This is a genomic window from Flavobacterium sp. RNTU_13, assembly GCF_046614455.1.
GTDB lineage: Bacteria > Bacteroidota > Bacteroidia > Flavobacteriales > Flavobacteriaceae > Flavobacterium.
Genome location: NZ_JBKJHB010000001.1, coordinates 509,457 through 536,115, shown reverse-complemented (window position 1 = coordinate 536,115; position 26,659 = coordinate 509,457). Strand labels below are relative to the sequence as shown.

24 protein-coding genes and 1 tRNA gene are annotated in these 26,659 nt (G+C 41.2%); 9 read left to right on the top strand and 16 right to left on the bottom strand.

Annotated elements, in window-relative coordinates; genetic code table 11:
• Positions 1-26: 26 nt before the first annotated feature.
• Entirely contained in the window at positions 27-515 is a 489-nt protein-coding gene (locus ACLI08_RS02460) for a GbsR/MarR family transcriptional regulator (RefSeq protein ID WP_411426868.1), read from the bottom strand.
• A 231-nt stretch (positions 516-746) separates the two neighbouring features.
• On the opposite strand from ACLI08_RS02460, the gene ACLI08_RS02455 reads away from it, so the two are divergent.
• Entirely contained in the window at positions 747-1,322 is a 576-nt protein-coding gene (locus tag ACLI08_RS02455; protein ID WP_411426867.1) for a lipoprotein signal peptidase, read from the top strand.
• A gap of 53 nt (positions 1,323-1,375) precedes the next feature.
• On the opposite strand, the gene ACLI08_RS02450 is transcribed toward ACLI08_RS02455, so the two are convergent.
• From ACLI08_RS02450 to ACLI08_RS02415, 8 genes are all read right to left on the bottom strand, one after another.
• Positions 1,376-1,939 carry a 5-formyltetrahydrofolate cyclo-ligase gene (locus tag ACLI08_RS02450; protein ID WP_411426866.1) on the bottom strand — a complete coding sequence of 188 codons (564 nt, stop codon included), beginning with the start codon at positions 1,937-1,939 and terminating at the stop codon, positions 1,376-1,378.
• Between the two features lie 83 nt (positions 1,940-2,022).
• Positions 2,023-3,468, bottom strand: a complete 1,446-nt coding sequence (locus tag ACLI08_RS02445; RefSeq protein WP_411426865.1) for an amino acid permease — start codon at positions 3,466-3,468, stop codon at positions 2,023-2,025.
• Between the two features lie 171 nt (positions 3,469-3,639).
• Positions 3,640-4,050, bottom strand: a complete 411-nt coding sequence (locus tag ACLI08_RS02440) for a hypothetical protein (protein WP_411426864.1) — start codon at positions 4,048-4,050, stop codon at positions 3,640-3,642.
• Between the two features lie 136 nt (positions 4,051-4,186).
• Positions 4,187-5,119 carry an alpha/beta hydrolase gene (locus tag ACLI08_RS02435; protein WP_411426863.1) on the bottom strand — a complete coding sequence of 311 codons (933 nt, stop codon included), beginning with the start codon at positions 5,117-5,119 and terminating at the stop codon, positions 4,187-4,189.
• 71 nt (positions 5,120-5,190) lie between these two features.
• The gene (locus ACLI08_RS02430) at positions 5,191-6,009 is read right to left on the bottom strand and encodes a CPBP family intramembrane glutamic endopeptidase (protein WP_411426862.1); all 819 of its coding nucleotides are present in this window, start codon (positions 6,007-6,009) and stop codon (positions 5,191-5,193) included.
• 17 nt (positions 6,010-6,026) lie between these two features.
• A complete protein-coding gene (locus ACLI08_RS02425; RefSeq protein WP_411426861.1) occupies positions 6,027-7,157 on the bottom strand; it encodes a sensor histidine kinase in 1,131 nt (376 codons plus the stop codon).
• A gap of 25 nt (positions 7,158-7,182) precedes the next feature.
• A complete protein-coding gene (locus ACLI08_RS02420) occupies positions 7,183-7,596 on the bottom strand; it encodes a response regulator (RefSeq protein ID WP_411426860.1) in 414 nt (137 codons plus the stop codon).
• A gap of 91 nt (positions 7,597-7,687) precedes the next feature.
• Positions 7,688-9,808, bottom strand: coding sequence for a hypothetical protein (locus ACLI08_RS02415; RefSeq protein WP_411426859.1), 2,121 nt, complete (start codon positions 9,806-9,808; stop codon positions 7,688-7,690).
• Positions 9,809-9,945: 137 nt separating this feature from the next.
• On the opposite strand from ACLI08_RS02415, the gene ileS reads away from it, so the two are divergent.
• The 5 genes from ileS (at position 9,946) to ACLI08_RS02390 (ending at position 17,462) form a co-directional block, all read left to right on the top strand.
• The gene (gene ileS, locus ACLI08_RS02410) at positions 9,946-13,377 is read left to right on the top strand and encodes an isoleucine--tRNA ligase (RefSeq protein WP_411426858.1); all 3,432 of its coding nucleotides are present in this window, start codon (positions 9,946-9,948) and stop codon (positions 13,375-13,377) included.
• Positions 13,378-13,384: 7 nt separating this feature from the next.
• Positions 13,385-13,768 (top strand): TraR/DksA family transcriptional regulator, encoded by a 384-nt coding sequence (locus tag ACLI08_RS02405; RefSeq protein WP_411426857.1) that lies wholly within the window; start codon positions 13,385-13,387, stop codon positions 13,766-13,768.
• Between the two features lie 139 nt (positions 13,769-13,907).
• Positions 13,908-16,673, top strand: coding sequence for a PD-(D/E)XK nuclease family protein (locus ACLI08_RS02400; RefSeq protein ID WP_411426856.1), 2,766 nt, complete (start codon positions 13,908-13,910; stop codon positions 16,671-16,673).
• A gap of 42 nt (positions 16,674-16,715) precedes the next feature.
• Positions 16,716-17,279 (top strand): hypothetical protein, encoded by a 564-nt coding sequence (locus ACLI08_RS02395; RefSeq protein WP_411426855.1) that lies wholly within the window; start codon positions 16,716-16,718, stop codon positions 17,277-17,279.
• 109 nt (positions 17,280-17,388) lie between these two features.
• A tRNA-Ile gene (locus ACLI08_RS02390) sits at positions 17,389-17,462 on the top strand.
• A gap of 259 nt (positions 17,463-17,721) precedes the next feature.
• Here ACLI08_RS02390 and ACLI08_RS02385 read toward each other — a convergent pair.
• From ACLI08_RS02385 to ACLI08_RS02370, 4 genes are all read right to left on the bottom strand, one after another.
• Positions 17,722-18,573: an IS3 family transposase gene (locus ACLI08_RS02385; protein ID WP_411426854.1), complete on the bottom strand. Its 852-nt coding sequence runs from the start codon at positions 18,571-18,573 to the stop codon at positions 17,722-17,724.
• Positions 18,574-18,587: 14 nt separating this feature from the next.
• Positions 18,588-19,007 (bottom strand): transposase, encoded by a 420-nt coding sequence (locus tag ACLI08_RS02380; RefSeq protein ID WP_411426853.1) that lies wholly within the window; start codon positions 19,005-19,007, stop codon positions 18,588-18,590.
• A gap of 241 nt (positions 19,008-19,248) precedes the next feature.
• Positions 19,249-21,147, bottom strand: a complete 1,899-nt coding sequence (locus ACLI08_RS02375) for an amidophosphoribosyltransferase (protein WP_411426852.1) — start codon at positions 21,145-21,147, stop codon at positions 19,249-19,251.
• 70 nt (positions 21,148-21,217) lie between these two features.
• Positions 21,218-22,147 carry a PfkB family carbohydrate kinase gene (locus ACLI08_RS02370; RefSeq protein ID WP_411426851.1) on the bottom strand — a complete coding sequence of 310 codons (930 nt, stop codon included), beginning with the start codon at positions 22,145-22,147 and terminating at the stop codon, positions 21,218-21,220.
• A gap of 180 nt (positions 22,148-22,327) precedes the next feature.
• Here ACLI08_RS02370 and ACLI08_RS02365 point away from each other — a divergent pair, with 180 nt between their 5' ends.
• Positions 22,328-23,245, top strand: a complete 918-nt coding sequence (locus ACLI08_RS02365) for a phospholipase D family protein (RefSeq protein ID WP_411426850.1) — start codon at positions 22,328-22,330, stop codon at positions 23,243-23,245.
• A gap of 194 nt (positions 23,246-23,439) precedes the next feature.
• Positions 23,440-23,571, top strand: a complete 132-nt coding sequence (locus ACLI08_RS02360; RefSeq protein WP_411426849.1) for a hypothetical protein — start codon at positions 23,440-23,442, stop codon at positions 23,569-23,571.
• A gap of 77 nt (positions 23,572-23,648) precedes the next feature.
• Here ACLI08_RS02360 and ACLI08_RS02355 read toward each other — a convergent pair whose 3' ends face one another.
• From ACLI08_RS02355 to ACLI08_RS02345, 3 genes are all read right to left on the bottom strand, one after another.
• A complete protein-coding gene (locus tag ACLI08_RS02355; protein WP_411426848.1) occupies positions 23,649-24,731 on the bottom strand; it encodes a hypothetical protein in 1,083 nt (360 codons plus the stop codon).
• A 322-nt stretch (positions 24,732-25,053) separates the two neighbouring features.
• On the bottom strand, positions 25,054-25,524 hold the full coding sequence (rnhA, locus tag ACLI08_RS02350; RefSeq protein WP_411426847.1) for a ribonuclease HI: 471 nt from the start codon (positions 25,522-25,524) through the stop codon (positions 25,054-25,056).
• Between the two features lie 44 nt (positions 25,525-25,568).
• A complete protein-coding gene (locus tag ACLI08_RS02345; RefSeq protein WP_411426846.1) occupies positions 25,569-26,138 on the bottom strand; it encodes a phosphoribosylglycinamide formyltransferase in 570 nt (189 codons plus the stop codon).
• A 177-nt stretch (positions 26,139-26,315) separates the two neighbouring features.
• Here ACLI08_RS02345 and ACLI08_RS02340 point away from each other — a divergent pair, with 177 nt between their 5' ends.
• The gene (locus ACLI08_RS02340; RefSeq protein ID WP_026980165.1) at positions 26,316-26,552 is read left to right on the top strand and encodes an acyl carrier protein; all 237 of its coding nucleotides are present in this window, start codon (positions 26,316-26,318) and stop codon (positions 26,550-26,552) included.
• Positions 26,553-26,659: the final 107 nt, after the last annotated feature.

Genomic DNA, 26,659 nt, shown 5'->3' with positions numbered 1-26,659 from the left:
TATAGTTGTAAGGAATGATGTGTGTGCTAATTGCCGTTTTTTTCTATTTGTTTAAATCGTTCCATGCTTTTGTTAAGCAGGTCTTCCATTTCCAGGATATGTTCTTTGTAGGCCATACACTTTTCCAGTTCAAACTGGGCAGCGTGACAGGTAATGGTCTTTTTTCGGTAGTCCAGCATACGCTCTATGATTTCTTTTTCGAACGAAATCATTTTAAGGTAGTTGCCAAAACGCTCACTGAAGTCGGACGGGCGATAGTATTTTTTGCGGTCGCCCGGTTGGGTGTAGTAGCTTATCTTACCCATTTTTAGTAACAGGTTAAGATTCGTAGAAATAGAGCTTTTACTGGCGCCCATGACTTCGGTAAGGTCTTCAAAGGTGTAATGCCTGCTACACGAATCCAGTATTAATGTAGCCAGTATACGTGCGCCGAGAGGAGGGAGGTGCCCTATGTTTTCGAAGTGCTGCCCAAACATTTCTATCAATTCCCCACGCTGTTTTTGTATCTCTTCCATTATTTTGATAAAAAATTCAGGGCAAAGGTACGTGTTTAGTTCGGTTAGTTCGGTTAAAGCCGAACCAACAAGCGGTTAAAGTTTTGTTAATGTTTTTATGTGAAGCATTAACGAGGCCTAGCCACATATTAATGTTTTTGCGTGGAGCATATTAAAAACATTTGCCAACAAATAGCCCTTAATACTTATAGTTTGATAATTTAATTTATTTTTGCGCTGAAATATTGAGATATGTCATTAACAAGAGCTTACCTTATTGCCGTTGCAATTTTACTTATAGACCAGATTTCTAAAATATACATAAAAACCCACTTTAGGCTGGATGAGGCCGTAAATGTGTTTAGCTGGTTTCAAATCAGGTTTATAGAAAACGAAGGTATGGCGTGGGGCACTAAAATCCCGAGCTGGCTTGGCGGTAAGCTTACGCTTACTATTTTCCGTATTGGTGCTGTGGCCGGTATAGGCTGGTGGCTGGCTGATTCGGTGAAAAAAAATGCGTCGGCTTATCTTGTTACTGCCATAGCCCTTATACTTGCGGGCGCTTTTGGTAATATTATAGATTCTGTATTTTACGGTGTACTCTTTGACCACAGCTTCCCCGATAAAGTAGCGGTTTTAGACACCGCGCATCATTACGGTAAGTGGTTTGAAGGGAAAGTGGTAGACATGTTCTATTTCCCCATTGTACACAACAGCCAGGGCGATGTGCTTTTCTTTAATGCCATTTTTAACGTTGCCGATGCCGCTATATCTGTAGGCGTGGGTATACTGATTGTTTTTAATAAAAAGGCATTCCCTAAAGAGTAATCAATTTCAGATTTCAGATTTCAGATTTCAGGATACCTTACTCATCTGTATTCTCAAAAAGAAATAATGCCGTTTGGCGTTACGCAATAATCCAGCGGTATATCGGTATCGTTATGCGGTATTTCTTGTGTTTCAGCCTCAAAAAACGACAATCCTACTTTTATTACGTCAGGCCGGCAGGCTGCTAAAAAGCGGTCGTAAAATCCTTTTCCGTATCCTACACGGTGGCCTTTGCGGTCAAACGCTAACAGGGGTACAAATACCACATCCAGTTTTGTGGCAGGCACCTCTATACCATCTACAGGTTCGGGTATACCGTAAGGGTTTATGGTAAGGCGTGTGCTTTCGGTAAGCAGGTAGTGGGTAAGGGTGTTAGATTCAAAGTCGGATTTAGATACTACAATTTCCTTATCGCGCCCCCACAATATATGCTGAATGCTATCAGTATGTACCTCCTTTTGGTTTTCCATGGTAAGGAAAAGGTGGAAATAGGTTTTTTGCCAAACATTTAGCCGTAGCAGGTTGTTTGCTATAGCCATGCTCATGTCGGCTACTTCATCGGGGTGCAGGGCTGCCCGCAGCGCTTTATATTTTTGGCGTAGTTCCTTTTTCTCCATACACAAATATAGTAATTGGTTTAAAATATAAAATCCTGCCACTAAGGGCAGGATTTTGCTGGAAATTATGTGTTTGTTTGTCGTTATTTTTCTTCTACAACTTTGCTGTTTTTTTTGCCGTAAGCAAAATAGATTACCACACCAAGTGCCATCCATATAAATAGCCTTAACCAGCTTTCTGCCGGAAGTGCATACATAAGGTATACACATACCGCAACACCTGCAAGAGGTACAAACGGTACTAACGGGGTGCGGAAAGACCTTGGAGCATCGGGCATTTTTTTACGCATAATAAGTACACCTATACATACTAAAGAGAATGCAAGAAGGGTACCTATGCTTACCATGTGGCCTAAGTCGCTTACAGGAACAAATCCTGCAAATATGCTTACAAACACCATGAAGAAAAGGTTTGTTTTCCATGGCGTGCGGAATTTTGCATGTATATCGCTAAAGAATTTTGGTAGTAGTCCGTCATTACTCATAGAGTAAAATACGCGGCTCTGGCCCATAAGCATTACAAGTATTACAGACGTGTAACCTGCAAGGATAGCTATGATTAATCCTGTTTGAAGGAAATCGTAGCCTGTTACCGCAAAAGCAGTTGCAGCCGGTTTAGCGTCGCCTGCAAATTTATAGTAAGGTACAAGGCCTGTCATTACGTGTGCAAAAAGTACATACAAAATAGTACATACCAGTAGCGAACCCAGTATACCTACAGGCATACCTTTCTGTGGATTTTTTGCTTCCTGCGCTGCTGTAGAAACGGCGTCGAAACCAATAAATGCAAAGAACACGGTAGCGGCACCGGTGGCTATACCACTCCAGCCAAATTCGCCTTTTACACCTGTGTTTTCTGGTATGTAAGGGGTGTAGTTAGCTTCGTCTATAAAGCTCCATCCCAGTACAATAAATAAAATTACCACACTTACTTTAACTATAACCAGTATGTTGTTCATAGTTGCAGATTCTTTAGTACCCCTTATAAGTAAAAGCGATAGCATAGAAACTATAAATATGGCAGGAAGGTTAATAATACCACCCTCTATCACCTGGCCGTTTACGGTAAGTGTTTCCCAAGGTGAGCAACAAAGCTGCGCGGGTAGGTGAATGTCAAATTTTGCGAGGAGTTCCAGCAGGTACCTGGACCAGCTTACCCCTACGGTAGCGGCGCCCAGGGCATATTCTAACACAAGGTCCCAGCCTATGATCCAAGCCATAAACTCGCCCATTGTAGCGTAAGAGTACGTGTAAGCACTACCTGCAACCGGTATCATACTTGCAAATTCTGCATAACAAAGGCCTGCAAATGCACAGCCCACGGCCGCCATTACAAATGAAATTGTTACAGCAGGGCCTGCGTGTTCGGCAGCAGCAATACCTGTTAACGAGAAAAGCCCGGCACCTATAATAGCACCTATTCCCAGCGCTACTAGTGCTCCTGAAGAAAGCGTTCTTTTAAGTCCCTTTTCAGAGTCAGACGCTTCTGAAAGAAGTGAGGAAAGTGATTTTTTCTTCCAAATAGACATATATAGTTTTTTAGTGTTGTATAAGAATCTCCAAATATAGAGGTTTTGTTATTATTATAATAATTTTAACTTATCTAACTGTGTGTTGTGTAAATTATCAGTAAAAACAAAACATCCCTCCCGTTTTTTTAGGGAAGGATGCCTGTAAAGTAGTGTTATGTAAATAAGCTGTTATGCTTTTTTAGTACGTCTCGGTTTTGTTTCCGCCGTTTTTTCTTCTGCTGCCGGTGCTTCTGCTGCCGGTGCTTCGGTTGTAGTAGCTTCTTCTGTGGTTTCTGTTGCTTCAGGAGTAGTTTCGGTTACTTCCAGCAATGCTTCTGCCTCAAGGATAGCCGCATCGGTAAGCATTTCCAGCTCTTCGTCGTTAAGAAAACGGATGTTTTTATAACCTATCTCTATAAGCAGTCCTGTTTCGGCGTCTTCTACAAGGCCGGTAAATTTTTTACTGCCTTTGCCTGATGCTGCCCAAACGTGAAAAAGGCCAATCTTTTTTACTTCTTTTTTAGAAGCTTTTTTACCTTTTTTAGACTTGCTTTTTTCGGTTACAACAAATTCTACAACTCTCATTTCTTCTCGGTTCATAACAGGTTGATATTTTTATTTACATTAAGATAACGCAAAATTAACATACAGCAAAGTAAAAATCGGGATTTCAATGTTAAGTCTTCCGTTTTTGGTAAAAACTTAACATTGGGAAACACTCATATAGCCATTATTGCTAATCGCAGAAGTTGTAATTATCTCTTTTGCAGCTTTTTCCGGTAGCTATAATAGTGTGCGCCTGAATTTTTTCTCCAGCCAATACTGATTTTATAAAACTTATGGTTTTTTCGGGCTGCTTGCTAAACAGTTCATCGCTGTATTCATGGCCTCCGTTACAAAACGTGTAGAGTTGGGCGCTTCCGTTTAGCTCTATAACGCGGTTGTAAATAGCGTATGACCCAAAAAGCATAAGCCATCCGCTGGCATTGGTAGGGCACAGGTGGTGTGCCGCGGTGGCGTAAGGTACGGTGCCATCGCAACTGCCGTGGAAGAACATCATAGGAACCAGCTTAGGGATGGTAACCAGGTTAATGTCCATAATAGCACCTGAACCCGCTATTACACCTGCGTATTTAAAGTTGTTTGAGAGTTTGCCCGGATACAGCGCCATAAGGTTGCGGTCCCAATAAGCGGCGTGTAGTACGGTTTCGGCACCGGCACTACTGCCCGATATAAAAATTTTATTGGTATCAATATTATAAGTGTCGGCGTTTTTAATAAAAAATAGGGTAGCCTGCCACAGCTGGTTTGCAGCGATTTGAAATGCCTTTACTTTTTCGGTAAGGATACCGTCGCAGCTAAATTTTTTCCCCTTCATATATAGGGTGTAACTTATGGTGGCCGCAGCATAACCGTTTTTAACCGCTTCGCGACACAGGGTGTGGCCCCATTCGCGGGTGCCTCCGGCAAATCCTCCTCCGTGTACGTGTATTAATAGTGGCATTTTGTCTTTTGCCTTTTGTTTTTTACCTCCTACAGGTTTTGGTAGAAATAAATCCAGTTGCAGCTGGGTGCTGTCATTAGCAAAATAGGTGATGGTTTTAAAGTCTTGCGCCCACGAAACCACAGTGAACAGCAGCGTGAAAAACAATAAAGTAATTTTCTTCATAAGGTTTGGTATAATCAACGATGTTTTGGGCGCGTAAGGTAGTAATAACCCGCTACAGTGAGAAATATTAATCAACTCGTTTTAGGTTCCGCGACATATTTTGCCTCCCTGCTCAGGTTTTTAGGCTTAAATATAATAATTGTGGCAATTCCCCATAGGGTGATTAGCATACCCATATAACTGTTGATCTCTGTAGAAGGTAAATCGGATAAAAACGGAATATCTATTGTGGCGTGTAATATGGCGCATACTAAAAGGCTTCCCCTGGTGCTGTTGTAAAACCATGTAAGTAACACGCTGCCTGTGGCAAGGCTGAGTATCCACCCAAAAGCACCGGCGGCATCCATAGTAACGTAACCCGGCCGATACAGAAAAAGCGATACGTGCCACAGTGCCCAAAATACAGTAAGCAACATTGAGGCACTCAGCGCGTTCATGTGTTGTTGCAGGCGGGGGAGCGCAAAACCACGCCAGCCCACTTCTTCTCCAAAACCAAAAAACAACAGATTGTATAAAAAGAACGGTATCAGGCTCATTTGTGCCATTTCTTTGTTTTTTGTAAGCCCGTTAAACACCATTTCAGTTCCGTTTGCGTAGTGGCTTATAATGGTTGCAATGCCCGCAATTATAAATGGACTTGTAAGGGCAAGTAAAACGTACGAGATATACCGGAGGGTAAAGCACTGTTTTATTAAGGCTGCCAGTGCCTGCCTGCCATCAAAAAAAGCCGTGCAAATAAGAGAGGCAATCATGGGGCCAAAGCCTCCCAAAGCATGGTGATAGGGTAGTGTGGGAAGTTTTCCTATGCCTATAGCTTCAGAATACAGCGGTAGCCATATTGTCCATGAAATAACATAGGCGGTTACAAAGTAGGTGGCTATTGGTTTCATTACAGTGGTATTTTTGTTTATCTCATAACAGGCAGTGTAATAGTGAATATAGTGCCGGCGCCCGGGGCGCTTTGTACGGCTATGGTGCCGTGGTGGTTTTCTACAATTTTTTTGCACAGCGCAAGCCCTATACCGGTACCGGCGGTGCTGGTAAGCCTTTTAAATATTTTAAAAATTTGGTCGGCGTACTGTTGTTCAAAGCCTTCTCCGTTATCGGTTACCGTTATTTTTGCATACACCGCTTTTTCATCAGAGCGTTGGTAATCGGTCAGTTCTTCGGGTTGTGCCTCAGATACCGAAATGGTAATCAGCGGATCTTTAGAGGAAAATTTTATGGCGTTACTTATCAGGTTGGCAAAAAGCTGCGTCATTTGCGTACGTATGGCATTTACTACAGGTAGCGTATCGGTATGTAATTTTACCTGTTTTTCGCACATTTGTATTTCGTAATCTTCCTTTATTTCCTGTAAAATATGGTTAAGGTCTACCGTTTCCTTTATTTGCTCCGAAGATGATAGCTGGCTGTATTTTAGTATGCCCTGTATGAGGGTAGCCATACGCGTAGCCGAATCATTAATCTTGTGGCTGTATTTTAGCGCTGCCTGTGGGTCGTCAAGGCTGTTTTCCAGCATTTCGCTAAAAATCCTGATTTTACGCAGCGGTTCCTGTAAATCATGCGATGCTATGTAGGCAAATTCTTCCAGCTGGCGGTTGCGTAGCTCTATGTCGCGCAGATAATTGTTTATGCGGTCTTCTGCTATTTTTCGCTCGGTAAGGTCGCGCGTTACTTTGCTAAAGCCTATTACCTCTCCCTGATTACCATGCAGTGCGGTTATTACCACTGCACCCCAAAACATAGAGCCGTCTTTTCGTACGCGCCACCCTTCATGTGTGGCACGCCCGTTTTGCCGCGCTTCCTCAATGAGTTGTTCGGGGAGCAATTTCAGGCGGTCGCTTTCGCGGTAAAATACCCTAAAGTTAAGCCCTATGGCTTCACTGGCTGAATATCCTTTTATGTGCTCTGCACCCAGGTTCCAGTTTTGTACATTGCCATCGGTATCCAGCATTAAAATCGCATAGTCTTTTACCTCGGCAACCATTTTTTGATAGGTTTCGCCAGCGGTACGCATATAATTTTCATCAGCCATGCGCAGTAGTTTTTTGGGTTGTTTTTTAAGTACTTCCGTTTATCAGGTACGGCAGTGCTGCACCCGAAAATAGTTCTCTTAAAACAAAGATAAGCGTATTAAGGCTGTTTGGCTTTACAAAATAATGTGTGGCACCTAAATTTTTTAGCTCCTCTACATCTGCAGGGTTAGATGAAGTAGTATACACAATAGTGCTCACCCCTTGTAGAGTGGGGCATTCACGTATTTTTAAAAGCACTTCCCTGCCCGACATAAGTGGCATATTAAGGTCTATAAATATGTAATCAGGCTTTTGTGAATTGTTTAATGCCTTAAGTGCTTTTTTCCCGTTACAATACGCGTTGCACAACGCAGTAGGAATAGCATTTTTTACAGCCATACCAAAGATTTCACGGTCATCTTCGTCGTCATCTATGAGGTATATAAAAGGAATGGCCATCTGATTAAAGTTTAAACAAAAGTAGAGATTTTTGTTGCAAATAAGCAATTCCCTGCTGTACGTTTTTTAAATAATCAGCTATGAAACGATCTTAATAATTGCGGCCCCAAATATTATAAGAGTATTTATACTTATGAAATGAAGGTGGCTCGTTATGTTCTTTCTTTAAAAGCTTATTTTCTTTAAGGTATGCCAGCCAAGCCATTACCTTAACATCGCTGTCGCAGGCGTACATATTATTAGAGCTACAGTATTTATTAGAGAATCCAAGAGTGGTGTTAAATGTAATTTCGAGTAGCTTTATGGTTGCATATACTCCGTTATCTTTAGAGCTTCCGCCGCCTGCTAAAACAGTAGTTTCATCATATTTAAGGTGGTCGTATATAGCGTCGTAATCTAAGGTCCCATCCGGGTTTTTGTACGTAATGCCTGCTTCATCCAAGTAATAAGCATAAAGCTCGTACTCTGTGTATTTATTGTATAGGTTTAGGAAGGTATAACGTTCTTCATGTCCTTTATCATAACCCATTAAGAAAAAACCAAAATCCCGGTTTAAGAAGGAATAGATTTTACTGTTGTCTTTAAATGTCAGCTTGTTAAGCTGTGTAAGTGCTATGCCGATTTGTTTGTAACTAATCTCAGAAAGTAATGACGTCAGTGTGTCTGTGTTTTTGTCAGAATCTATATAATCCTTAAGTATTGCATTCAGCTTATTTTCAAAATCCTCAACATGGTAGGTTTTGGTTTCCATATCAGATAAAGAATGCCTTACATAACGCCTGCCTTGTATTTCCAGAGCCATTTTGGCGCGTTGCGTTACATCGGCGTCTTTAGAGTGTAAGTTTGTAAGTGTTTTTAATACTTCGGGCGAAGCTCCGTCAAATTTTATGAGGTAGTCAAGGCAAATCCCGTTAATACTTAGCCGGTTAAATAAGGCAGACTTTTTTAAATAATGCTCTAATTGCTTTTGGTTGGTTAAAATAGCACTCCAGTGTCTTGAATAAAAAATATCCAGTATCCTGCCTGCCGAATTGGTTAGGTACCAGTTTTTTTCATTGATTAAGCTCCAATACTCAAACGCGGTAATATCCTTTAAGGTAAGGTTGTGTATCAGTTCGTTTTCAAGCGCCCAACGTTCTTTAAACGATATTTTACTATTCAGTTTCTCTATAGCCTTTTTTAAATACGCGCTGCCTTTATAGTCAATATTTTGCTCGCGGCAGTATTTTGTAAGATATGCCAGTTGTACAGCAAATCTATCAGGGAATTGAGGTATGCTAAAGTTTAATTCATATTTAATTTTGTCCATCTCTGCTGATATTCCCTTCACTCGATCCGGGTCGCATTCGGTAAGTTTTACAAAGGTTTCCAGCGCCTCGTCATTATCCTTGGTTTTCATCTGCTCTACTAAGCGCTGTTCTATTCCTGTGGCGGCAACGGTTAAACTTTTATTTATAAAGAGTTGTGTTTTGTCATCCCACTTAAAATCTTTGTAATGCTTGGTGTAAAAGATAAGCAGGTTAAGTATGGGAGCATTGTCATATTCTTTGTCTATATTCCAGATGATAGTACCCCGGCGATTTTCTACCCCTACGCCAATACCGGTGAGCAATTCTAAGAGATCGGTAAAATTTTCACCGTCAAAATTGTATCTGTCGTAGCGGCCACGCTGCCGGTAGTATTCAGAAGCTATTGCTAAAAGTGCTTTAGGGTTTTTTGCTGTAACCAACGAGTCTATTTGATTAAACTTCACCCAGTTTAACTTCATTAATCGCTGTTTTTCATTAGCCAGGGCAGCTATGCGCTCGGTGGGTAACTGGCGTAGTTGGGTGCGTATGGTGCGCTGTTCCAGTGGCGTAAGTACAAACGTGTTAGCTCGTTCGTCAAAAAATATCTTAGTATCGTTCTTTTGCAGGAAGTCTTTAAATTTTGCAGCGGTAGCCGTAGAATCCAGCGGGAATTCGTTTGGTAAAAAACTGGTGTTTTCTTCAATAATCCGGGTTGCTATATGCCGTATTTCCGGGTGCAGAATGTGGTAGCCCAGGGTTTCTAAAATGGTATCTCTAACATCTAGATACTGCGCTATTTTATACAGTGATTCCTTATCGCCTTCCATGAGGTTATATTCATGTGTGTAAACAATGTGGGTGCGTTGGGCTACGGTTGTTTGCGCTAACGTAAAGATTAAAATCAGTAGTAATATTTTTCGCATAAAAAATAGCGTTGGTTGTGGCGTAAAAGTAATTGTTTTTAATGATAACGTTACCTTAGCCACATTATGATTGATATATCCCTGTTGCTTTAAAAAAATCACTACATTCGCAAATTGATTTTTTGAACCTAGTCGTAATGAGTAAGAAGTTTACTGAATATAAGGGCCTTGACCTGGCAAATGTGGCTAGCGAGGTACTTGATTTCTGGAAGAAGGAAAACATATTTGAGAAAAGTGTAACCACGCGCGAAGGCAAGCCGCAATACGTGTTTTTTGAAGGGCCGCCAAGTGCAAATGGCCTGCCGGGCATTCACCACGTTATGGCGCGTGCCATTAAAGATATTTTTTGCCGTTACCAAACCCAAAAAGGGTATCAGGTAAAACGTAAGGCTGGGTGGGACACCCACGGCCTACCCGTAGAGCTGGGTACCGAAAAAGAACTGGGCATTACTAAAGAAGACATAGGGACAAAAATCTCTGTAGAAGAATATAACGAAGCCTGTAAGCGTACCGTAATGCGTTATACCGACGTATGGAACGACCTTACCGAAAAAATGGGCTACTGGGTAGATATGGAAGATCCGTACGTTACCTACAAGCCAAAATACATGGAAACGGTTTGGTGGCTGCTAAAACAGATTTACGATAAAGGTCTTTTGTACAAAGGCTACACCATACAGCCGTATTCGCCTAAGGCGGGTACCGGCCTTAGTTCACACGAGGTAAACCAGCCGGGTGCGTACCGGGATGTTACCGATACTACTATTGTTGCCCAGTTTAAGGCTATAGAAAGTTCGCTGCCTGATTTCCTTAAAGGCTTTGGCGCCATAGACATCCTTGCCTGGACTACTACTCCGTGGACATTGCCAAGCAACACGGCACTTACGGTAGGGCCAAACATCGATTATGTATTGGTAAAAACATTTAACCAATATACGTTTGAGCCGATAAACGTAGTACTTGCTAAAAACCTGGTAGGCAAACAGTTTGGTGGTAAGTATTTTGAAAGTACTGAGGCAGCTGATTTTGACAACTACACATCCGCAGATAAAAAAATACCGTATATAATATTGGCTGAAGCCAAAGGTAAAGACCTGGTAGGCATACGCTACGAGCAGTTATTGCCGTTTGTACTACCGTACCAAAATCCGGAGAATGCGTTCCGCGTAATTTCGGGTGACTTTGTTACTACCGAAGACGGTACCGGTATAGTACACACCGCGCCTACTTTTGGTGCAGATGACGCCAAGGTAGCTAAAGAAGCCAAGCCTGAAGTACCGCCTATGTTGGTGCTGGATGCGCACGGTAATCCTGTGCCGCTGGTAGACCTTCAGGGTAAATTTACAAGCCACCTTACCAGCCTGGATAACCCTGCCGGTAAGGCGCTGGAACTTGCAGGCAAATACGTGAAAAACGAATACTACGACAAAGGCGAAGCGCCGGAGCGTAGTGCCGACGTAGAAATATCTATTTACCTAAAAGAGAACAACAAAGCCTTTAAGGTAGAAAAGTACGTACACAGCTATCCGCACTCGTGGAGGACAGATGAGCCACTACTATACTATCCGCTGGACAGCTGGTTTATAAAAATGACCGACGTTAAAGAGCGTATGTTCGACCTGAACGAAACCATAAACTGGAAACCTAAGGCTACCGGTGAAGGGCGTTTTGGCAACTGGCTTAAAAACGCTAACGACTGGAACCTGAGCCGTTCGCGCTACTGGGGTATTCCGCTGCCTATCTGGAGAACTGAGGATAAAACCGAGGAACTTATCATAGGTTCGGCAGAGGAGCTGTACAACGGTATAGAAAAAGCCATTGCCGCCGGTGTTATGACCGAGAATCCGTTTAAAGGGTTTGAACCGGGCAACATGACCGAGGAGAATTACGACCTGATAGACCTGCATAAAAACGTGGTAGATGCCATAACACTGGTATCTCCGTCTGGCAAGCCTATGAAGCGCGAAAGCGACCTTATAGACGTTTGGTTTGATAGTGGCGCCATGCCGTATGCACAGTGGCACTATCCGTTTGAAAACAAAGAATACATAGACAACCATACTTCATTCCCGGCAGATTTTATTGCCGAGGGTGTAGACCAAACCCGTGGCTGGTTCTATACGCTGCACGCCATAGGTACACTGGTGTTTGACCAAGTGGCGTATAAAAATGTGGTGTCTAACGGGCTTGTGCTTGACAAGAACGGACAGAAAATGAGTAAGCGCCTTGGTAATGCGGTAGATCCGTTTACTACGCTTGCCGAATACGGCCCTGATGCTACACGCTGGTACATGATAAGCAACGCTAACCCGTGGGATAACCTTAAATTTGATATTGAAGGAGTTGCCGAGGTGCGTCGTAAGTTCTTTGGAACACTGTACAACACGTACTCGTTCTTTGCGCTGTACGCTAACATAGACAACTTTACCTATTCAGAACCTGAAGTTCCATTGGAAGAAAGGCCTGAAATAGACCGTTGGATACTATCGGAACTAAACACGCTTATAAAAGACGTAGACGGCTTTTATGCCGATTATGAGCCTACACGTGCAGCACGCGCCATAAGTGATTTTGTTCAGGAAAACCTGAGCAACTGGTACGTGCGTTTGTGCCGCCGCCGTTTCTGGAAGGGCGAGTACGCGCAAGACAAGATAGCAGCCTACCAAACCCTGTATACCTGTATGGTTACTGTGGCTAAACTGGGCGCGCCAATAGCGCCGTTCTTTATGGACAGGCTATACAAAGATTTAACACAAGGTTCACAGAAAGAAGCCGCGGAGAGTGTACATTTGGCCGATTTCCCCCAGTATGCTGATAACTTTGTTGATAAATCGTTAGAAAGCCGTATGCAGAAAGCGCAGACTATTTCATCCCTTGTCCTTTCGCTAAGGAAGAAGGAAATGATAAAAGTGCGCCAACCGCTGCAAAGGGTAATGATTCCGGTACTTGACGCAAATCAGAAGGCGGAAATCGAGGCGGTAGAAGAGCTGATAAGAGCTGAAGTAAACGTAAAAGAAATACAGCTTTTAGACGATGCTTCGGGCGTGCTTGTTAAGCAGGTTAAGCCTAATTTTAAAGCGCTTGGGCCTAAGGTGGGTAAAGATATGAATCTGGTTTCCAAAGAGATACAAGGTTTCTCGCAAGAACAGATTGCAGAGCTTGAGGGCAAGGGTAGTATAGATATTGCTGTATCAGGAAAAATTATTACTTTAACCCCTCAGGAAGTGGAAATTTCAAGTCAGGATATTCCGGGCTGGCTGGTAGCAAATGCAGGTGGTATTACCGTAGCGCTGGATATAACCATTACCGACGAATTACGAAACGAAGGTATAGCGCGCGAACTGGTAAACAGGATACAAAACCTGCGTAAAGACAGCGGCTTTGAAGTAACTGACAGGATTACCGTTACCCTTAAAAACAATAATGTACTACAGGCCGCCGTTACTGCTAATGAGGCGTATATAAAGAGCGAAACGCTAACCGATGCGTTGATTTTTAGCGATGAAGTGGCTAATGGTACAGAAATTGAGTTTGATGACATAACAACCCTAATATTAATTTCAAAATAGATTGATTATGGTAGATGAGCAACAAATTAGATACTCAGATGCAGATCTGGCTGAGTTCAAGGAACTGATTACGAAGAAAATTGACAAAGCCAAAGCTGATTTGGAGCTCATTCGTAGTGCTTACTTAAACGACCTTAACAACGGTACAGACGATACTTCGCCTACCTTTAAAGCGTTTGAGGAAGGGAGCGAAACCATGAGTAAGGAAGCAAACTCTCAGCTGGCCATACGCCAGGAGAAGTTTATCCGCGACCTGAAAAATGCGCTGATCAGGATTGAGAACAAAACCTACGGCATTTGCAAGGTTACCGGTAAGCTTATAAACAAAGAGCGCCTTAAGCTGGTTCCGCATGCTACAATGAGCATTGAAGCAAAGAATATGCAAAGATAATTACACTTGCCCCCGCTATGCGGGGGTATTTTTTTTGCCGCAATACGCGCAAAGCTTTTCTTTCAAAAGCTGCATGTAGAATAAAATATTACTACGGTGCAGCAATACTCTCAAACAGCTTTTTGCGTAGCTTTGCTATATGCAGAACCCAACCTTTCTTGATAAATTAAGCGAACGTATTGTAGCCGATTACGGTCAGGATTTACCCGGCATTACCATAGTGCTGCCTAACAAGCGTGCGCGTGTTTTTCTTTTAGAATCACTTAAAAAACATATAACAGGTACCGTATTTGCACCTACCATAACCAGTATAGAAGATTTTGTACAGGAAATGGCGGGGATACGCAGCGCAGACCCTATAGAACTGCTTTTTGAGTTTTACAATGTTTACCTGGGGTTAACCCCGGCTGACAGGCAGCAACCGTTTGAAAACTTTGCAAACTGGGCAAAAACGCTGCTTCAGGATTTTAATGAAATAGACCGTTACCTGCTGGAACCCCATAAGGTACTTAAATATATAGAAAATATTCAGGAAATAGAGCACTGGTCTGTAGATATAGAAAAGCCTACAGATATGATGATGCGCCATTTAGAATTCTATAAGCTGCTGCCGGTGTACTATGACGCGTTTTACGCGCATCTGTTAACTAAGGGTTTCGGGTATCAGGGGCTTATTTACCGCGAGGCTGTGGCTAACCTTTCGCATTTTAGTAACGCCTATACGGGTGCCAAGCTCGTTTTTGCGGGTTTTAATGCGCTTAATGCCGCCGAAGAAAAGATCATTCAGCATTTGCTGCTGGAAAACCAGGCCAGGGTTTATTGGGATATAGACTATGTTTTTCTTAACGACTCGTACCATGATGCAGGGCTTTTTGTACGCCGGTTTAAAAAAGACTGGAAACAATACGCCGGAAACGTATTTGAATGGGTTGTAAACGAGTTTGACAAACAAAAGGATATTCACATCATTGGCACCCCAAAAACCGTAGGACAGGCTAAAATAGCCGGTAAAATTATAGAGGACCTAAAAGTGGAAGGCCATAGCCTTGATAAAACCGCCCTTGTGCTAGGGGAAGAAAATCTTTTGATACCGGTGTTGTACAGCCTGCCCGAAAATGTGGGCAGCCTTAATATTACCATGGGGTACAGCAGCCGCAACAATCCTGCACAAATATTGCTTCAAAAACTTTTTAAGCTTCATACAAACGCCATAAACCGTAACGAAAAAAGTTATACCCTTTACTACCGCGAAGTGCTGGATGTGCTTACGCACCCATTAGTAGAACCTTACATAAATGCAAGGCGCCTTAGGGAGGTTATAAACGGTAACAATATTACGTTTATGTCGCTTCAAAAACTGTTTGAAATCCAGGGCGAGGCATCTGATTTCTTTACCCTGCTTTTTGAGCGGTGGAATGCTACCGATGTTATTGGTATCTTATCGCGCATAAGCAATATACTGCTTGCCCTTAAATCCTTCTTAGGTAACGACCATGATGAAGATAAAATAGCTAAGGCGTTTGTGTATTCTATATTTAAAGTGGTTAACCGGCTTACAAATTACGCCGAAACCCACCACCACATTGGCAGCCTGCAGGTGCTCTATGCTATTTACAAGCAGGTTATAGATTTGGCCGAGGTTTCATTTGAGGGAGAGCCGCTTAGCGGCCTGCAGATTATGGGCGTTTTAGAAAGCCGCGTGCTGGATTTTGAAAATGTAATCATTACCAGTATGAATGAGGGTAAATTCCCCGCCGGAAAGTCTACCAATTCTTTTATTCCGTACGATGTAAAGCGAGAGCTCGGCCTGCCTACATTTAAAGAAAAAGATGCCATTTATACCTACCATTTTTACCACTTGTTGCTTCGCGCAAAAAACATTTACCTTTTATACAATACCGAGAGCGAAGGGCTGGATGCCGGCGAGCCAAGCCGTTTTTTAACCCAGCTTGAAATAGAAAAACGCGCTGCTCATACGATTACTAAAAAGCTGTATAATGCAGAACTTCCTAAAAAGGCGTATGAACCTATGGAGGTGGCAAAAACACCTTTGGTTGTAGACAGATTGAAGGAGATCGCTACTGTTAAGGGTTTTTCGCCATCGGCACTAACGGGTTATTTACGTAATCCTATGCAGTTTTACCTGCAGCGTATTCTTCGCATAAGCGAAACCGATGAGGTAGAGGAGAGCATAGCACTTAATACACTGGGCACCATTATACACGGCGCTCTGGAAGAGCTTTATAAACCCACTATAGGCCGTTTCCTTACCCTGCAGGATATAGAGGGTATGGAACAGCAGGCAAATAAGGCGGTAACCGACCAGTTTATAGCGGTGTACAAAGAGGGTGAGATAAAAAAAGGACGAAACCTGCTGGCATTTGAGGTGGCTAAGCGGAATGTAAACAATTTTTTAAAGCAGGAGAAAAAATCACTTCAAGACGGGGAGGCCATAAAACTACTGGCTCTAGAAACCAAGTTTGAGCGCTGGCTGGAACACCCGCTGTTGCCTTACCCGGTATTGATTTCGGGTAATATAGACCGTGTAGAGGAGCGAAACGGTAAGCTGCGTATTACAGATTACAAGACAGGAAAAGTAGAAAAGGGTAATGTAACCCTTAAAGACTGGAATGGCTTAACGCATGAGGTAAAGAACGATAAAATAATTCAGCTGCTTTGCTATGCGTTTATGTACGAGCCGCACGCTAAGGCCTTAGAGATAGAAGCCGGTATTATTTCTTTTAAAAATATGCGTAGTGGGTTTATGGGCTTTACCTATAAAGGCGATGGTACAGAGTATAATGTTATAAACCATGAGGTGCTGGAAAGCTTTAAAGAGCAGTTAGCAGTGTTAATATGCGAGCTGCTTAATGCAGACGTGCCATTTAAAGAAGAGCTTGTGTAGTTGAAATTTTAGCATAAATTTGAAAATAAAATCCAACCTAAGATGAATAAATTAATTTTTACGCTTTTATTATCTGCATCGTGCTTTGCGCAAAAAATAGACGTAAGTGTTAAAGATAGTATAACAGGGGCCCGTACTATTTTTACTGAACTCCCTAAAGCTGTTTCCACTGATGAAAGTGAAACAATTGTAAACAACGGTGTGGTTTTTTTCTCTGCCGGTTATCAGGATGTAAAAGTAAAAGATGCCTTAAAGGGCCTTTATCTTATTTCATTAAACATTGTGCACAGAGATAAACGTGTGGGTTGTCTTAAACAAGAGAGCGGTAAAGTAGTTTTAGTGCTTGAAGATGGCAGCGAAATTACCTGTAGCCAGGTCAGTGCTACGGATTGCGACCCTGTAGGATTTATGTCCGACTTCATACTGGTTCAAAAAGACGGTAAAGAAGCAGATATGAAGGCCAATTTTTTAAAGCTGCAAACTGTTTTAATAAAGAAAATACGGGTTATAACATCAGAAACTACCATTCCGTTTGTGGTGAAACAGCAAGCCAGGCTTCAGTTACGGGAACATTTTAAATTAGTTGCCGCAGAACTTGCTGAGTAAGGTGTTTGATACTGTGTGAGTTATTTATTTTTTCAAAAAAAAGAGTAGAAAACTCGCTTAAACATTTGGTTTGAATTAAAAATAGTACTAATATTGCACCCACGAAAGCGGTCCTATAGCTCAGTTGGTTAGAGCACCTGACTCATAATCAGGTGGTCCCTGGTTCGAGCCCAGGTGGGACCACACCGCAAACCCCCAGTATTACTGGGGGTTTTTTGTTTTGAAAAATTCTGTAAAAATCGCAGCTTATCTAATGCCCAAATATTTTATGTTCTAAATTGTACGGATATTGCACGGCCCATATATTGTGGCTAATAAACTACTATACATGCTTGAATGGAAAAGATAAATAACTGAGATATTTTCTTCGGAGAGTAATATTAAGTAAATTGACTAGTCCTAAAATAACGATACAGGATTAATACTAGTAAAAATACATTTTTTAGACAGAAGTAGCTTTCGGGTTGCTTCTGTTTTTTGTTTTATATGTTTTCATTTTGATACTATTTTGCAGGTGCATCAGATTTGGAGTAAGCATGTAATTTGACCAATGTGGCCTGATTTGGTTATACTTATTTACAACTTCTGCTACCAGTTTTTCCATTAATACTAATTCAAGATGATAAGTATCAATCATAAATTCCTGTTTTAATATACCATTTATTCTTTCCGCTACTGCATTTTCATAAGGATCTGAGTTTTGAGTCATACTACACTTTAGATTACATTTCTTTAATAAGTATTGATACTCATCTGAACAATACTGTATTCCTCTGTCCGAGTGATGTATCAATGATTCAGACTTAAACATCCTATTCTTGTGAGCCATTTTAAGAGCATTAATACAGCCTTGTGTACTCAGGGAATCAGATACATCATATCCCATTATCTTTTTAGAATAAGCATCTGTTATTAAGCTTAAATAACAAGGTTTATCACGCTTTCCGATGTATGTAATATCGGACACCCATACTTGTTCCGGTTTAGTAATATCAAGTTCTTTTATCAGGTTAGGATGCTTTCTAAAGCGATGGTGTGACCATGTAGTAACATGATAACTCCTTTTTGGCTTTATTAATAAATGATTTGCTTTTAAAATACCAAAGAACTTATCCCGGCCTATTTTTAACTCCCTAAGCTTATTATTAAGTATGTGATAGAGTTTACGTGTGCCAATCCTGGGCTGGGCCATGCGCTGCTCTTTTACAAGCACTACAACCTGTTCTGCCCGGGTTCTCCTGAATCTGGAGCGCTTAATGCTCTGATAATAAACCTGCCTGTCTATCCCGAACAAACCACAGCTAAAGCTTATGCTTTCCTGCCTTTTTTTACTGAAGGATTGGATTGTCCGGGTGGTAAGTTTTTTCGAATATCAATATTATATTCTTTTTCTGCAAGGTCTATCATCATATCAAAAATGATTGCTTTAGAATCGGATATATGATTTTGATTTTCAAGCTGGGCTTTCTGCTTTTCCAAAAGCTTAACCTTGGCCTCAAGCTCCATAATGCGTTGTTCAGGTGTCTTTGGCATATTCGATGGTGTTTGATTTTCCCAATCAAAGTTACCATATTTTCGAAGCCAATTAACAACAGTAGAACGCCCTTGAATGCCATAGTGCCTTTGGGCAGATGTTACTGAAAAAATGCCCGATTCAACTTCTTTGACTACACCAAGCTTAAAACTTAGTGTGTAATCTTTTTGCGTGCGTTTTGAGTAATTATTCATACGATACTTTTTTGTGTATCGCTATTTCAGGACGAGACAAATTCATAAAAAAAAGGGAAAACTTTTGGTTTTCCCTTTTTTAGCCCCCAAAAAATACCGTAAAATTTTAAATTTTACTAATGCTATTTTGGGTAAAAATATACTTAAAGGCACTTGCGTGCAAATTTTGAGCGTTAAAAACTTAAAATAATCGACAAAGTGCATTTTTATCCGTTTAAATGCATATTTTGTTTGGTTTTAATTAATAAGCTCGTGCGTCATTACCTTCGTAGAAGTTAATAAATGCACGGTTTACTACACGGTTACCACCCGGAGTAGGGTAGTCGCCGGTAAAGTACCAGTCTCCGAGGTTTTTCGGGCATGCCTTGTGTAGGTTCTCTACGGTTTGGAATATTATTTTTACTTCCGCCTTAATGTCTGAAGTGGTAAGCATTTTCGCTATCTTGTCTGATATTTCCTGATCCGTAAAAGGTGCGTAAAACTCCGTTACGTGATTTACCACCTCTTTATCCGGCAGTCCTTCCTGAGCTTTACATTTGTTGTATACATTGTGTATAATGTGTTCCATACCACGTTCTTTAAGCAGCTCGTGTGTCGCACGGAATGCTACTAAGCCTTCCAGTTTAGCCATGTCTATACCATAACAGTCGGGGTAGCGTATCTGCGGTGCTCCAGATACCACTACAATGCGTTTTGGGTTAAGGCGGTCCATCATTTTAATGATGCTCATTTTAAGCGTTGTTCCGCGTACAATAGAGTCATCTATAATAACCAGGTTATCTTGTGGTTTTATTACGCCATACGTTACGTCGTACACGTGTGCCACAAGATCATCGCGGCTGCTGTCTTCTGTAATAAAGGTGCGCAGCTTGGCATCTTTAATGGCTATTTTTTCGGTACGTATTTTAACCGAAAGCAATTCTTTAAGTGTTTCCTCTGTAAGTACATTTCGCTTTTCAAGGATTTCGTTGTTCTTACGTTGGTTAAGGAAGTCGTTAGCGGCTTCTACCATCCCGAAGAAAGACGTTTCGGCAGTATTTGGTATGTATGAAAATACAGTGTTGTCTGTGTCGCTGTCTATGGCTTTAAGCACATCGGGCAAAACAAGGCGGCCCAGTTCTTTGCGCTCTTCGTATATTTCGGCATCGCTTCCGCGTGAAAAATAAATGCGCTCAAAAGAACATGCTTTGTTTACCGTAGGCGGAATGATTTCCTCTACAGATACGTTACCACTCTTTTTAATGATTATAGCGCTGCCCGGTGTAAGTTCTTTAACGTCATCAAAGGCTACATTAAACACTGTTTGAATTACCGGCCTTTCGCTGGCTACTACGGCAATTTCATCGTCCTGGTAATAGTATGCCGGGCGTATGCCTGCCGGGTCGCGAAACACAAAAGCATCGCCGTGACCAAACATACCTGCCATGGCATATCCGCCATCCCATTGTTTAGAGGCACGCTTTAGTATGCGGGCTACATTAAGCCTGTCTGATATTACGGGTGAGGCCTCCTGCTTGGTGTAGCCTTCCTGCTTGCACTCCTGGTAAAGATCGGCTACTTCGTCATCCAGAAAGTGGCCTATTTTTTCCATCACCGTAACGGTGTCTGCAAGCTCTTTTGGGTGCTGGCCCAGTTCTACAAGGCTGTTAAACAGTTCCTGTACATTGGTAAGGTTAAAGTTACCTGCTACAATCAGGTTGCGGTGCATCCAGTTGTTTTGGCGCAAGAATGGGTGAACACTTTCTATGCTGTTTTTGCCAAAAGTACCGTAGCGTACGTGTCCTAAAAACACCTCGCCTATGTAGGGTATGTTTTCTTTTTGCAGCGCTACGTTGTCTGTGTATGCAGGGTTAGCAGCAAGTTCCTCGTTTATACGGGCGTTTATTTGTGCAAAAACATCTAATATAGGTTGCGAATGGTTGCTGCGTACACGGCTAATGTAGCGCTGGCCGGGTTTTACGTCCAGTTTTATGCTGGCAAATCCTGCGCCATCCTGCCCGCGGTTGTGTTGCTTTTCCATAAGCAGGTACATTTTCTGTACGCCGTAAAAAGCCGAACCGTATTTTTCTTTATAGTATTCAAGTGGCTTTAAAAGCCTTAGCATTGCGATACCACATTCGTGTTTAATAGCGTCGCTCATAGTTGTATGTGTGTTGTTGTGTGTTGTAGTTATATCAAAAAAAGCCCCATAAAGAGGCTTAATTGTTGTATTATTCTTCCAGTTCTATCTCAAACTGTGTGAGTGCTTTAAACTGTTGCAGGCGGTTTGTTACTTCGTCTTTCTGAAGTTTTTCCATACGTTCTGTTCCAAATTTCTCTACACAGAACGACGCCAGGTTAGAAGCATATATAATGGCGTTTTTCATGTTGCCAAATGATACGTTTTCGCTTTGGGCAATATACCCGCTAAAACCACCGGCAAATGTATCACCGGCACCGGTAGGGTCAAACACCTCCTCAAGCGGAAGGGCAGGGGCAAAGAATACATTGCTGTTGTGGAATAGCAGTGCGCCGTGCTCACCTTTTTTAATAACCACGTATTTAGGTCCCATGGTATGAATTTTGGCGGCAGCCTTAACAAGGCTGTATTCGCCACTAAGCTGGCGTGCTTCTTCGTCGTTTATAGTAATAACGTCTACACGTTTAATTACGTCCATAAGTTCAGGCAGTGCGCAGTCCATCCAAAAGTTCATGGTGTCCAGCACTACCAGTTTAGGAGTAGCAGTAAGCTGGTTTAGCACGCTGCTTTGTACTATAGGGTGCAGGTTACCCAGCATCACTACATCGGCATCGGTAAAATTAGCCGGTACTTTCGGTTGAAAATCTGCCAGTACGTTTAGCTGTGTGTCCAGTGTGTCGCGACTATTAAGGTCGTTGTGGTAGCGGCCGCTCCAAAAGAACGTTTTTCCGCCCGGCACCACCTCAATAGCTGTGGTATCGATGCCTTTATTGTTAAGCATATCTATGTATTCCTGAGGGAAATCTTCGCCAACCACAGATACTATTGCACTTTTTACGTTGAAGAAAGAGGCCGAAAGACCTATGTATGTAGCTGCACCGCCAAGTATTTTGTCGGTTTTGCCAAAAGGGGTTTCTATGGCGTCAAAAGCCACAGTACCTACAATCAGTAGTTTATTCATTTGTTTCAGTCGCAAAATTGAGGATGCAAAGATAGTGTAAAGGTATGACAGTAGCAATATGGTTACCATCAATTTACGGAGTTAGGATTTAATGGTTAAAAAGTAGTTTTGAATTTTGTTAAAAACATTAACATTTATAATTTTATCCTATCAAAACAACCAAATAACTTTTTTATTTCTATGAGTAAATTTTTGACGGGTGCAGCCTTGATTGATACTATTGATAGTATCATATGGGATGCAGAAAAAGTGCTATTAATAGTTTCCCCATTTATTAAACTTGATGATTACTTTAAAAAGCTGTTCGAAAAGCATATTAATAAGCCTGAAATTCATATTATAATTGTTTTCGGCAAAAATGAAAATGATGTAAAAAGAAGCTTCAGCAAGGATGATTTTGATTACTTTAAACGGTTTCCTAACATTAGTATCATTTACGCCGCTAATTTGCATGCTAAATATTATGGCAACGAAAGTAAGGGATTAATAACTTCTATTAATCTTTATGACGCATCATTTAAAAACAATATAGAGTTTGGTGTATATTCCGAACAAACACTTATCAATTCTTTTACAGATCACTTTGTGGGTAATCCAGACTGGGATGCGTGGACGTCATGCAAAGAGATTGCTAATAATAATGATGTTGTTTTTGTTAAACGTCCGGTTTATCAGGGGAAAAAATTAATTATTAACATAGGTAAAACCTATATAAAGTCTGAAATCCTGGTAGATAATACGGAGTATTTTTATAATGGCAACTCGACAGGATATAAATCGAGACGATTATCAGAGTTTAAAGATGAGCTTGATGTAGAGGATATAAAGCCTTCAAGAGAGGATTATTCAAAACCCGTTGGAGATCTTGCTCAGTTTCAGGAACCGAAGCCAAAGTATAAAGAGATCTTATATTCGGGTTATTGTATAAGGACGGGTGTATCAATTCCGTTTAACCCTGATAGACCTTTATCCCACCAAGCGTGGACAATATGGTCTCAATGGAACAATTATGACTTCCCTGAAAATTTTTGCCATAAAACAGGTAAACCTTCCAACGGAAAAACCTCTATGAGAAATCCTATTCTTTACAATTTTTAATACGCTGTATTAAATTTATATGTTAAATTATAGGGTTTACCCTAGTTAAATATTGTGCAGAATAAAATAAATCCCTATGTTCGTCGTTAATGAAGAAAAAGTTAACGTACTGTAAGGTTTTAATTAATGTTTTTTTAGGAGGAAGACATTATATATAGGCGTAACTTTATTGTAGAACCTTAAAAAACATAGTTATGACACCTAACCACAACGGAGGATTTGGGCAGATGGATGAACTTCCTGCAGGGATGTTTACCAAGATGCTGGCGGCAAGCGTGGCATCTGTAGTAGGGTTATGCCTATTAGCGCTCGCTTTTTTTAGCTAAGATTTCGCAAACGATTGCGACAAGACACATAAAAAAACCTGAACACTTAATGAGTGTTCAGGTTTTTTTAATTGGTGTTATTTTTGGATAGTGAGCTCCTTTGTCAAAGTTATGTTCCCGAGGTTTTTAGACTCGTCTGTCATCAATTTTTGGAGTTTATACGTGTAGTTACCGTTTTCAAAGGTGTTTTTCCTGAATCTTACCTTAGGGGCGTTGGCGTCTAAAGCTGTCATCTTCATCGTTTGTGTATTTGGGTCTAATAAAATTGTAGCTTTTCCGCCAAAGCTAAGTTCGCCACCATTTGCTTCAACTTTGTTTACGTTGTTAAGCAATGTGTTTTTTCCTGTAGGGTCGGGTGTGCTGTAAATCCAGGTGCTCATGGGGTATACGGTGTCGTGGTACGTAAACATATCGGCAAAATAGATATGGTCGTATGTATCTATGTGCATTACGTCCAGAAGGTCTTTTTCAGAATTTATTTCCTTTTGAGCAATGAAAGCGTTTGACAGGATAGAAAAGTTATCTTTTTGCCTTACATCTTTATACAGCCGGCTAATTGTAAAAGTGCAATATACCGTATTGTTGTAGCTGGTAAGCGAGTGGATTTTATAAAAATTTATGGCGTTTTTCTGTGCCAGTTGCCCAAATTCTTTAAACGGTATCAGTTTTAAGTTTTCAGGGTCAGGGTTACGCTCCTGAAGCGTGTAAATTTTAAGAGAGTCGCGCAGGTTTTTGTGTAAATACGTAACGCTATACGATTTGTTTACGTCGGCTGATTTTGTTTTCCTGAACAGTATTGCTACGTCCATTTTTGGGTTTATGGTGGCAAACGCGTCGTAAGGCATTATCCGTGTTTCTAGGTCATTGGCCATAAGCACAGTGTCTTGTTGCTGAAATACAATTTCAGGAGTAGTAGCTCTAGCGTTTGTAAGGTTTATAATTTGTTCCGGATTATCGTTTAAGACACCGTTGAATCGTGAGTGAAGCAAGGTTCGTTTGTTGATTTCGAACAGGTTGAATACTTCACGGTCAAAATAGTAGGTGTAGTTGAGTTTGTATTTGCCCAGGTTTTTTTTGGCGTAAGCTATATTGTCTGTAATTACGTAGACGGGGATTTTATTGTCGGGTTTGATTTCACCTAATGTTTGCCTTAAAAACAAGATGCAGTTTTTGCAATCGGCGGATGAGTAAAGTACTGTAATGCAATTGTTTTTTCCATCTAATGTGTGATGGTTTACTACGTAATTGTCAATCTTTCCATAATCATATTTTTTGCTTGGTATTATTTGTGAGGCGGCTTTTGCGTGGCAGAATAAAATTAGTAAATTGATTATCAGCAATGTAGTGTTATATCTGTTTGAAAAATTTTCTAAACCCTTTCTTCTCATATCACAGTAGTTCAATTGGTTGAAGTTTCTGTTTCGAAGGTCTGTTTTTAAACAAGACAATACTGTTAAAAGTAATAAGGATTTCCCCTATTTTTTACTCCTCGCCCTGCTGCTCATAAAAAGCATCAATATGTAAATCGGGGCCTGTAGAGGCCATAACGGCAAGTTGGTCACAGCGTTCGTTTTGCGGATGCTGGTTGTGGCCTTTTATCCACTTAAAATCTACCTTATGCTGGCGGTAAATTTTAAGGAAACGTTTCCATAAGTCGGCATTCTTGCGGTCTTTAAAGCCTTTTTTTTCCCACCCGAACACCCAGCCCTTGCTGGCACTGTCTACCACATATTTGCTGTCGCTTACAACCAGTACGCTTGTACCGGGTTTGGTTAGTTTTTCCAGCCCTACAATCACGGCCAGCAGTTCCATACGGTTGTTTGTGGTGCGCCTAAAGCCTTCGTAAAACTCCTTGCGGTAACCGGTACCCACTTGCTCCAGGATTACCCCATAGCCCCCCGGGCCGGGATTTCCCTTGGCAGCACCATCTGTATATATATGTACGGTATGCATTTTAGGTTATGCGGTTATTTGTTAATTTGGTTATTCTGAAATTGCTACATTGTTTCATTAATCAATTGCTCAATCACCTTCGGAAAATGCTCATGCTCCAGCGTAAGTACTTTTGCAGCCACGTCTTCGGTTGTGGTGCAGCCTTGCAATGCTATACTCTGCTGAAAGATAATATTACCCTCATCATAATTTTCATCTACATAATGTATGGTAATACCGCTTTCGGCTTCGTTGTTTTCTAATACAGCACGGTGTACGTGGATGCCATACATGCCTTTTCCGCCATACTTAGGCAGCAATGCGGGGTGTATGTTAATCACTTTGTGCGGGTATGCAGCTATAATTTCGGAAGGAAATTTCTGTAAAAACCCTGCCAATACTATCAGATGTGGATTAAATGCAGCAAGGTGGCGCAGCACCCAGCCATTGTTCAGTTCCTCTTTTGTAAAGGTCAGGGTGGGTATTTCGTGTGCTTTTGCCTTCTCTAAAACCCCTGCGTTTGTATTGTTGCTTAGTACTAATACCACCCTCGCAAGGGGGCTATTTGCAAAATAGTTGATTATTTTTTCGGCATTACTCCCCCCTCCGGAGGCAAAAATCACAATATTTTTCATGTTGCAAACCGTTTTCAAAATGCAAAAAAAAGAATTAAATCCCGCAAAATAACAAGGGGTTCACATTTTTCTAAAATTAATTTTTTACCTTAGTACTCACATTTTTTATTGAATGCGTGGTTTTAAAATAAAGTTTTTTATTTTTGCCGTTCAATTTAAATTCTAAAATTAAAGATTATGTCAGACATTGCATCAAGAGTAAAAGCGATCATCGTAGACAAACTAGGTGTTGACGAAAACGAAGTGGTATCAGAAGCAAGCTTCACTAACGACCTTGGAGCTGATTCACTAGATACTGTGGAGCTTATCATGGAGTTTGAAAAAGAATTTGATATCCAGATTCCAGACGATCAGGCTGAAAACATCTCTACTGTTGGTCAGGCTATTTCTTACATAGAAGAAGCAAAGAAGTAATAAATATTTAACATCCATGTGGCTCTAGTTGCATGGATGTTATTGTTTATTTGTCTCCCATAATAGGGTTGTCTGATAGCCAGATTTAAAAACTGCCGCATTGCGGC

Coding starts and splice junctions, on each gene's coding strand:
- ACLI08_RS02400 (WP_411426856.1), top strand. CDS start 13,908: ATGCAGAACCCAACCTTTCTTGATAAATTAAGCGAACGTATTGTAGCC.
- ACLI08_RS02445 (WP_411426865.1), bottom strand. CDS start 3,468: ATGTCTATTTGGAAGAAAAAATCACTTTCCTCACTTCTTTCAGAAGCG.
- ACLI08_RS02375 (WP_411426852.1), bottom strand. CDS start 21,147: ATGAGCGACGCTATTAAACACGAATGTGGTATCGCAATGCTAAGGCTT.
- ACLI08_RS02370 (WP_411426851.1), bottom strand. CDS start 22,147: ATGAATAAACTACTGATTGTAGGTACTGTGGCTTTTGACGCCATAGAA.
- ACLI08_RS02365 (WP_411426850.1), top strand. CDS start 22,328: ATGAGTAAATTTTTGACGGGTGCAGCCTTGATTGATACTATTGATAGT.
- ACLI08_RS02440 (WP_411426864.1), bottom strand. CDS start 4,050: ATGAACCGAGAAGAAATGAGAGTTGTAGAATTTGTTGTAACCGAAAAA.
- ACLI08_RS02455 (WP_411426867.1), top strand. CDS start 747: ATGTCATTAACAAGAGCTTACCTTATTGCCGTTGCAATTTTACTTATA.
- ACLI08_RS02380 (WP_411426853.1), bottom strand. CDS start 19,007: ATGAATAATTACTCAAAACGCACGCAAAAAGATTACACACTAAGTTTT.
- ACLI08_RS02405 (WP_411426857.1), top strand. CDS start 13,385: ATGGTAGATGAGCAACAAATTAGATACTCAGATGCAGATCTGGCTGAG.
- ACLI08_RS02340 (WP_026980165.1), top strand. CDS start 26,316: ATGTCAGACATTGCATCAAGAGTAAAAGCGATCATCGTAGACAAACTA.
- ACLI08_RS02420 (WP_411426860.1), bottom strand. CDS start 7,596: ATGGCCATTCCTTTTATATACCTCATAGATGACGACGAAGATGACCGT.
- ACLI08_RS02360 (WP_411426849.1), top strand. CDS start 23,440: ATGACACCTAACCACAACGGAGGATTTGGGCAGATGGATGAACTTCCT.
- ACLI08_RS02425 (WP_411426861.1), bottom strand. CDS start 7,157: ATGGCTGATGAAAATTATATGCGTACCGCTGGCGAAACCTATCAAAAA.
- ACLI08_RS02395 (WP_411426855.1), top strand. CDS start 16,716: ATGAATAAATTAATTTTTACGCTTTTATTATCTGCATCGTGCTTTGCG.
- ACLI08_RS02430 (WP_411426862.1), bottom strand. CDS start 6,009: ATGAAACCAATAGCCACCTACTTTGTAACCGCCTATGTTATTTCATGG.
- ACLI08_RS02415 (WP_411426859.1), bottom strand. CDS start 9,808: ATGCGAAAAATATTACTACTGATTTTAATCTTTACGTTAGCGCAAACA.
- ACLI08_RS02435 (WP_411426863.1), bottom strand. CDS start 5,119: ATGAAGAAAATTACTTTATTGTTTTTCACGCTGCTGTTCACTGTGGTT.
- ACLI08_RS02460 (WP_411426868.1), bottom strand. CDS start 515: ATGGAAGAGATACAAAAACAGCGTGGGGAATTGATAGAAATGTTTGGG.
- ACLI08_RS02450 (WP_411426866.1), bottom strand. CDS start 1,939: ATGGAGAAAAAGGAACTACGCCAAAAATATAAAGCGCTGCGGGCAGCC.
- ACLI08_RS02345 (WP_411426846.1), bottom strand. CDS start 26,138: ATGAAAAATATTGTGATTTTTGCCTCCGGAGGGGGGAGTAATGCCGAA.
- rnhA (WP_411426847.1), bottom strand. CDS start 25,524: ATGCATACCGTACATATATATACAGATGGTGCTGCCAAGGGAAATCCC.
- ileS (WP_411426858.1), top strand. CDS start 9,946: ATGAGTAAGAAGTTTACTGAATATAAGGGCCTTGACCTGGCAAATGTG.